Consider the following 6,170-nt stretch of genomic DNA (forward strand, 5'->3'; position numbering starts at 1 on the left):
CCCCCGTGGCAGACCACCGCCTCCTCCGACTCCAGCGCACGCTTGTTGAACTCCGGCGGTCCGCTCAGCCCCAGCGGATGTCCCGGCACCGGCAGCGCCACCCGCAGCCCGGTCACCCCGAGCGCCCGCAGCCGGCCGAGCGCCAGCGTCAGCCCTACGGGCGCCTCTTCACCCGGCAGCCCCTCCACCCGGTGCACGGCGTCCTCGCCCACGACGGCGAACGCGGCGTCATCCGGCGAGACAAGTCCGGCAAGAAGGGCATTTCCCCAAGCGGTGAGGCGTCCAGAACGCGGTTCGAGGTCCATGCCCCCACCCTAAGGAAGCCCAAGGACCGGACCGATGGAACTGCCCGGCCGACCAGTGGCGTAGATTTCCTTGAGGGCTGCGCCCACCGGCGCGGCCGTCCGAGCCACAGGCGTACGCGACAGCCGAGACCGGCCACACTGCAAGGGGAGACAACGCGCTCATGAGCGATGTTCTGGAGCTTCAGGACGTATCCGTGGTCCGCGAGGGCCGGGCTCTCGTGGACCAGGTCTCCTGGTCGGTCAAGGAGGGTGAGCGCTGGGTCATCCTCGGCCCCAATGGCGCCGGCAAGACCACCCTCCTGAACGTCGCCTCCAGCTACCTCTTCCCCAGCAAGGGCACCGCCACCATCCTCGGCGAGACCCTCGGCAGGCCCGGCACCGACGTCTTCGAGCTGCGCCCCCGCATCGGCGTGGCCGGCATCGCCCTAGCCGAGAAGCTCCCCAAGCGCCAGACCGTCCTGGAGACCGTCCTCACCGCCGCCTACGGCATGACCGCCACCTGGCAGGAGGACTACGACGAGATCGACGAGCAGCGCGCCCGCGCCTTCCTCGACCGCCTCGGCATGAGCGACTTCCTCGACCGCCGCTTCGGCACCCTCTCCGAGGGCGAGCGCAAGCGCACCCTCATCGCCCGCGCCCTGATGACCGACCCCGAGCTGCTCCTCCTCGACGAGCCCGCCGCCGGCCTCGACCTCGGCGGTCGCGAGGACCTCGTACGCCGCCTCGGCCGCCTCGCCCGCGACCCCATCGCCCCCTCGATGATCATGGTGACGCACCACGTCGAGGAGATCCCGCCGGGCTTCACCCACGTCCTCATGATCCGCCAGGGCAAGGTCCTCACCGCCGGTCCGATCGAGCTCGAACTCACCTCCCGCAACCTCTCCCACTGCTTCGGCCTGCCCCTCGTGGTCGAGCAGATGGGCGACCGCTGGACCGCGCAGGGACTGCCGCTGTCCTGAACGGGTCCGCTCCCGCGAGCCGTCGGCGCCCTGTCGGCGGTACGGCCCCCGGCCCTACCATGGCCCTGTGAACGACATCGACGCGTGGGTGTGGTGGCTCGTCGGCGCGGCAGCGCTCGGAATCCCGCTCGTGGTGACCGCGATGCCGGAGTTCGGCATGCTCGCCGTGGGTGCCGTCGCCGCCGCCGTCGTGGCGGGGTTCGGCCTGGACGTCGTCATCCAGGTCCTCACGTTCGTCGTGGTGTCCGTCGCGCTGATCGCGGTCGTACGGCCCATCGCCGCACGCCACCGCAACCAGCGCCCCCAACTCGCCACCGGCGTCGACGCCCTGAAAGGCAGACAAGCGGTCGTGCTGGAACGGGTCGACGGCTCCGGCGGCCGTATCAAACTCGCCGGAGAGATCTGGTCAGCTCGCGCCCTCGACGCCGGCAGCACCTTCGAGGTCGGCCAGGAAGTGGACGTCGTGGACATCGAGGGAGCCACGGCGATCGTCATGTGACCTCGCGGAACGCACCCTCGACCGAACTGCACAGAACACCCCACGAGCCACCCGACGGTCTGTCAGACTCGTCCAGCAAGATCTTGAACAGCCCATAAGATCTTCCGAAAGCGCCGAGGCGGAGAAGGGTACGGGGAGCCGACGATGGAACCGGTCATCATCGTCCTGATCATTCTGGTGGTGTTGGTCTTCATCGCCCTGATCAAGACCATCCAAGTCATCCCTCAGGCCAGCGCCGCCATCGTCGAGCGCTTCGGCCGCTACACACGGACACTCAACGCGGGCCTCAACATCGTCGTCCCGTTCATCGACACCATCCGCAACCGCATCGACCTGCGCGAGCAGGTCGTGCCGTTCCCGCCGCAGCCGGTGATCACCCAGGACAACCTGGTCGTCAACATCGACACGGTCATCTACTACCAGGTCACCGACGCCCGCGCGGCCACCTACGAGGTCGCCAGCTACATCCAGGCCATCGAGCAGCTCACGGTCACCACCCTGCGCAACATCATCGGCGGCATGGACCTGGAGCGCACCCTCACCTCCCGTGAGGAGATCAACGCGGCCCTGCGCGGCGTCCTCGACGAGGCCACCGGCAAGTGGGGCATCCGCGTCAACCGCGTCGAGCTGAAGGCCATCGAACCGCCGACCTCCATCCAGGACTCGATGGAGAAGCAGATGCGCGCCGACCGTGACAAGCGCGCCGCGATCCTCCAGGCCGAGGGTGTCCGCCAGTCCGAGATCCTGCGCGCCGAAGGTGAGAAGCAGTCGCAGATCCTGCGCGCCGAGGGTGAGGCCAAGGCAGCCGCCCTCCGCGCCGAGGGTGAGGCCCAGGCCGTCCGTACCGTCTTCGAGGCCATCCACGCAGGCGACCCGGACCAGAAGCTCCTCAGCTACCAGTACCTCCAGATGCTCCCGAAGATCGCCGAGGGCGACGCCAACAAACTGTGGATCGTCCCCAGCGAGATCGGCGACGCCCTCAAGGGCCTGTCCGGCGCGGTCGGCAACTTCGGCGCCATGGGCGGCGGTTCGGGCGGCAACAGCACCGCCAACGGAAGCAGCGACAGCGCCGGGGGTACCGAGCGCCGCGAGAAGCCGAACATCGACTGACACCGTCCGCACACGACAGTTCCCCGCACCCCCAGCCAGGGGATGCGGGGAACGGCCGCAGCACCTCTCACCGCCCGGGACGCCGGCACAGGCCGGCCTCGACCGTCACATCAGGCGGCGTCCCGCCCCAGCCAGTCGGGGAGCGCCGCGAAGTCGTCGGCGCCGAGCGCCAGCAGCATCGCATCGGCGGGCGTCGGCTCGAACGGCTCCCGCAGCAGCCGCATCCCGGCCTCCTCCGGCGTCCGGTCGGCCTTGCGGTGATTGTCCTCCGCACACGCCGCCACCGTGTTCAGCCACGTGTCCTGCCCACCGCGAGACCGAGGCACGACATGGTCCACGGTCGTGGCCCTGCGACCGCAGTACCCGCACCGGTGCCGGTCCCGCGCCAGCACACCCCGCCGCGACCATGGCGCTTGTCTTCGGAACGGCACCCGTACGTACCTGCACAGCCGGATCACACGGGGCGCCGGTATGTCGAGCGAGGCTCCGCGCATCCGCAGATCGGGGTGGGCCTGCTCGACAACGGCCTTGTCCTGGAGCACCAGAACGACGGCTCGGTTCATGGTCACCGTCGACAGCGGCTCGAAGCTCGCGTTCAGTACCAGCGTGTCCCGCATACCAGCCCACCTCCCGTGTGCGCCTGCCTGCCCACCCCCCGGCGGGCTGGGATCAACTCTGGACGGGCGCGCCGAGTTGGACAACGCAATAAAAAGTGCCCGCCTCCGATCACTTCCAAGTGAGGAGGCGGGCAAACGTTCGGTGAAACCTCGGCTCAGCCCTTGTTCTCGTATTCGCCGATCAGCTGCGCACGCGCGAGCGTGTGGAACCGCAGATTGAACCCGACGGCGGCCGGCGAGGCGTCGGAGTCCACTCCGAGCTTCTCCTTGTCCACGGCGTACACCGTGAACACATAGCGGTGCGGCCCGTCACCGGGCGGCGGCGCGGCACCACCGAAGTCCTTGGTGCCGTAGTCGTTGCGCGCGTGGACCGCGCCCTCCGGCAGCCCCTCGAACCCGCCGCTGCCCGCACCCGCGGGCAGCTCCGTCACCGACGCCGGGATGTCGAACAGCACCCAGTGCCAGAACCCGCTGCCCGTGGGGGCGTCCGGGTCGTAGCACGTGACGGCGAAGCTCTTCGTCTCCGGCGGGAAGCCCTTCCACCGCAGATGCGGTGAGGTGTTCCCCTCCGCGTGGACCTGAGCGCCCTGGAGCGTCGCGCCCTCCTGCACATCCTCGCTCGTCACCGTGAACGACGGCACGGGCGGATGGAAGTCGTGGGGCAGCGGCCGCCGCTTGAGCTCGGTCACCTCGGTACCTCCTGAATCGCTGGCGTCCAGTGGGAACCGAGCCTAGAACCAGTTGCGCTTGCTGCCGACCTCGGACAGCCACTGATTCAGGTACGCCGCCCAGTCGGTCCCCTGCCAGTCGTTCAGCCCCACCTGGAAGGAGCGGTACGTGTCGCTGCCCTCGCTGAACAGACCGGGCTTCTTGTCCATCTCCAGCACGACGTCCATCGCGTGCTCATCGGCGACGAAGCTCAGCTCGACCTGGTTCAGCCCCCGGTACTGCGACGGCGGGAAGAACTCGATCTCCTGGTAGAACGGCAGCTTCTGCCGCGTTCCGCGGATGTGCCCCCGCTCCATGTCGGCGTTCTTGAAACGGAAGCCGAGCCGGATGAACGCGTCCAGGATCGCCTTCTGCGCCGGCAGCGGATGCACATTGATCGGGTCGAGGTCGCCGGAGTCCACCGCACGCGCGATCGCCAGCTCCGTCGTCACACCGATGTGCATGCCGCGCAGCGCCTGCCCGTCGATCATGGTGATCGGCGTCTCCCACGGGATGTCGATCCCGAACGGCACCGCGTGCACGGCCCCCGCCTGTAGCTCGAAGGCACCACCGAGCCGCACCTTCGTGAACTCGATGTCCTGCTTGTACTCGGAGTCGCCGCTCTCCACCTCGACGCGGGCCTGAAGCCCGACGGACAGTCCCTCGATGTCCTGGTTGACGGACCCGCCCTGGATCCGCACCTCACCCTGGACGACACCGCCGGGCACGACATTGACCTCGGTCAGCACCGTCTCGACCGAAGCCCCACCGGCTCCCAGACTCGCGAGCAGCTTCTTGAACGCCATGTTTTCCTCCGTGCCTCTGCGCGTGCGTCCTCGATCCCTACAAACGCGATCCGGCGGCAGCCGGTTCCGCGCCCGTCACCCTGCCAAGCAGAGCGCCCACCGGCCACCCCCGCCGCCCCCTGGATCTCCACTACGCTCGGACGGCATGATCGCGACCCCCGACCGTACGCCCCTGCCGAGGGAGTTCTTCGACCGGCCCGTCCTGGAGGTCGCCCCCGATCTGCTCGGCCGCCTCCTGGTCCGCACCACCCCGGAAGGCCCGATCACCCTCCGCCTGACCGAGGTGGAGGCCTACGACGGCCAGAACGACCCCGGCTCGCACGCGTACCGGGGCCGCACAGCCCGCAACGCGGTCATGTTCGGCCCACCCGGCCATGTGTACGTCTACTTCACCTACGGCATGTGGCACTGCATGAACCTGGTGTGCGGCCCGCCCGGCAGGGCGAGCGCCGTGCTGCTGCGCGCCGGCGAGATCATCGAGGGAGCGGAACTCGCCCGCACCCGCCGTCCGTCGGCCAAGAACGACAAGGAGCTGGCCAAGGGTCCCGCCCGGCTGGCCACGGCGCTGGACATCGACCGCGCGCTCGACGGCACGGACGCGTGTACGAGAGGAGAGACCCCACTGCGCATCCTGGCCGGCACACCTGTCCCTGCCGACGCCATCCGCAACGGCCCGCGCACCGGTGTCTCTGGTGAGGGAGGCGTCCATCCCTGGCGCTTCTGGCAGGCCGGCGACCCCACTGTCAGCCCCTACAGGGCCCATGTCCCCAGACGGCGGCGCCGAAGTTGACGCGGCCGGACAAGGTGCGTAACGTAGCCCGAGCCGCTGAACCGGGTACGGCGATCGCCTGCAGCCGGAGCGGCCAACCCACTACCTACGCGACACCCCTCATCGGGGTCGATTCAGGCGTGCCCGCATGCCCGAATTCGATTTCACCGAGGCCGATTATGAAGTCGGCCGGGGAGTCCGCTAACGTAGTGAATGTCGAAAGGCCGACGGGCGAAAGCCCAAAAGCCTGAAGACATCCCGCCGACCGGGAATCGGATCGGAAAGATCTGATAGAGTCGGAAACGCAAGACCGAAGGGAAGCGCCCGGAGGAAAGCCCGAGAGGGTGAGTACGAAGGAAGCGTCCGTTCCTTGAGAACTCAACAGCGTGCCAAAAGT

At 68.7% G+C, this 6,170-nt stretch carries 7 protein-coding genes and 1 pseudogene; 4 read left to right on the forward strand and 4 right to left on the reverse strand.

Annotated elements, in window-relative coordinates; all coding sequences use genetic code 11:
• A pseudogene (locus MTQ10_RS26675) lies at positions 1-305 on the reverse strand (hypothetical protein); the annotation flags it as partial.
• Positions 306-466: 161 nt separating this feature from the next.
• Here MTQ10_RS26675 and MTQ10_RS26680 point away from each other — a divergent pair.
• The 3 genes from MTQ10_RS26680 (at position 467) to MTQ10_RS26690 (ending at position 2,873) form a co-directional block, all read left to right on the forward strand.
• Positions 467-1,264: an ABC transporter ATP-binding protein gene (locus tag MTQ10_RS26680; RefSeq protein ID WP_247472728.1), complete on the forward strand. Its 798-nt coding sequence runs from the start codon at positions 467-469 to the stop codon at positions 1,262-1,264.
• Between the two features lie 67 nt (positions 1,265-1,331).
• Positions 1,332-1,763 (forward strand): NfeD family protein, encoded by a 432-nt coding sequence (locus MTQ10_RS26685; protein ID WP_247472730.1) that lies wholly within the window; start codon positions 1,332-1,334, stop codon positions 1,761-1,763.
• A 144-nt stretch (positions 1,764-1,907) separates the two neighbouring features.
• On the forward strand, positions 1,908-2,873 hold the full coding sequence (locus MTQ10_RS26690; protein WP_247472738.1) for an SPFH domain-containing protein: 966 nt from the start codon (positions 1,908-1,910) through the stop codon (positions 2,871-2,873).
• A gap of 110 nt (positions 2,874-2,983) precedes the next feature.
• On the opposite strand, the gene MTQ10_RS26695 is transcribed toward MTQ10_RS26690, so the two are convergent.
• The 3 genes from MTQ10_RS26695 to MTQ10_RS26705 form a co-directional block, all read right to left on the reverse strand.
• The gene (locus MTQ10_RS26695) at positions 2,984-3,490 is read right to left on the reverse strand and encodes an HNH endonuclease (RefSeq protein ID WP_247472739.1); all 507 of its coding nucleotides are present in this window, start codon (positions 3,488-3,490) and stop codon (positions 2,984-2,986) included.
• A gap of 155 nt (positions 3,491-3,645) precedes the next feature.
• Positions 3,646-4,179 (reverse strand): YbhB/YbcL family Raf kinase inhibitor-like protein, encoded by a 534-nt coding sequence (locus MTQ10_RS26700; protein WP_247472741.1) that lies wholly within the window; start codon positions 4,177-4,179, stop codon positions 3,646-3,648.
• Between the two features lie 42 nt (positions 4,180-4,221).
• Positions 4,222-5,004: a sporulation protein gene (locus MTQ10_RS26705; RefSeq protein ID WP_247472742.1), complete on the reverse strand. Its 783-nt coding sequence runs from the start codon at positions 5,002-5,004 to the stop codon at positions 4,222-4,224.
• 145 nt (positions 5,005-5,149) lie between these two features.
• Between MTQ10_RS26705 and MTQ10_RS26710 the strand changes: the two genes are divergently transcribed.
• The gene (locus MTQ10_RS26710; protein ID WP_247472743.1) at positions 5,150-5,794 is read left to right on the forward strand and encodes a DNA-3-methyladenine glycosylase; all 645 of its coding nucleotides are present in this window, start codon (positions 5,150-5,152) and stop codon (positions 5,792-5,794) included.
• Positions 5,795-6,170 lie beyond the last annotated feature (376 nt).

Origin of the sequence: Streptomyces sp. XM83C (assembly GCF_023072675.1) — a bacterium.
GTDB lineage: Bacteria > Actinomycetota > Actinomycetes > Streptomycetales > Streptomycetaceae > Streptomyces > Streptomyces thermocoprophilus.

Bases quoted from the DNA above. Each gene is read 5' to 3' on its own strand.
- MTQ10_RS26690 (WP_247472738.1), top strand. From the start codon at position 1,908: ATGGAACCGGTCATCATCGTCCTGATCATTCTGGTGGTGTTGGTCTTC.
- MTQ10_RS26695 (WP_247472739.1), bottom strand. From the start codon at position 3,490: ATGCGGGACACGCTGGTACTGAACGCGAGCTTCGAGCCGCTGTCGACG.
- MTQ10_RS26680 (WP_247472728.1), top strand. From the start codon at position 467: ATGAGCGATGTTCTGGAGCTTCAGGACGTATCCGTGGTCCGCGAGGGC.
- MTQ10_RS26710 (WP_247472743.1), top strand. From the start codon at position 5,150: ATGATCGCGACCCCCGACCGTACGCCCCTGCCGAGGGAGTTCTTCGAC.
- MTQ10_RS26705 (WP_247472742.1), bottom strand. From the start codon at position 5,004: ATGGCGTTCAAGAAGCTGCTCGCGAGTCTGGGAGCCGGTGGGGCTTCG.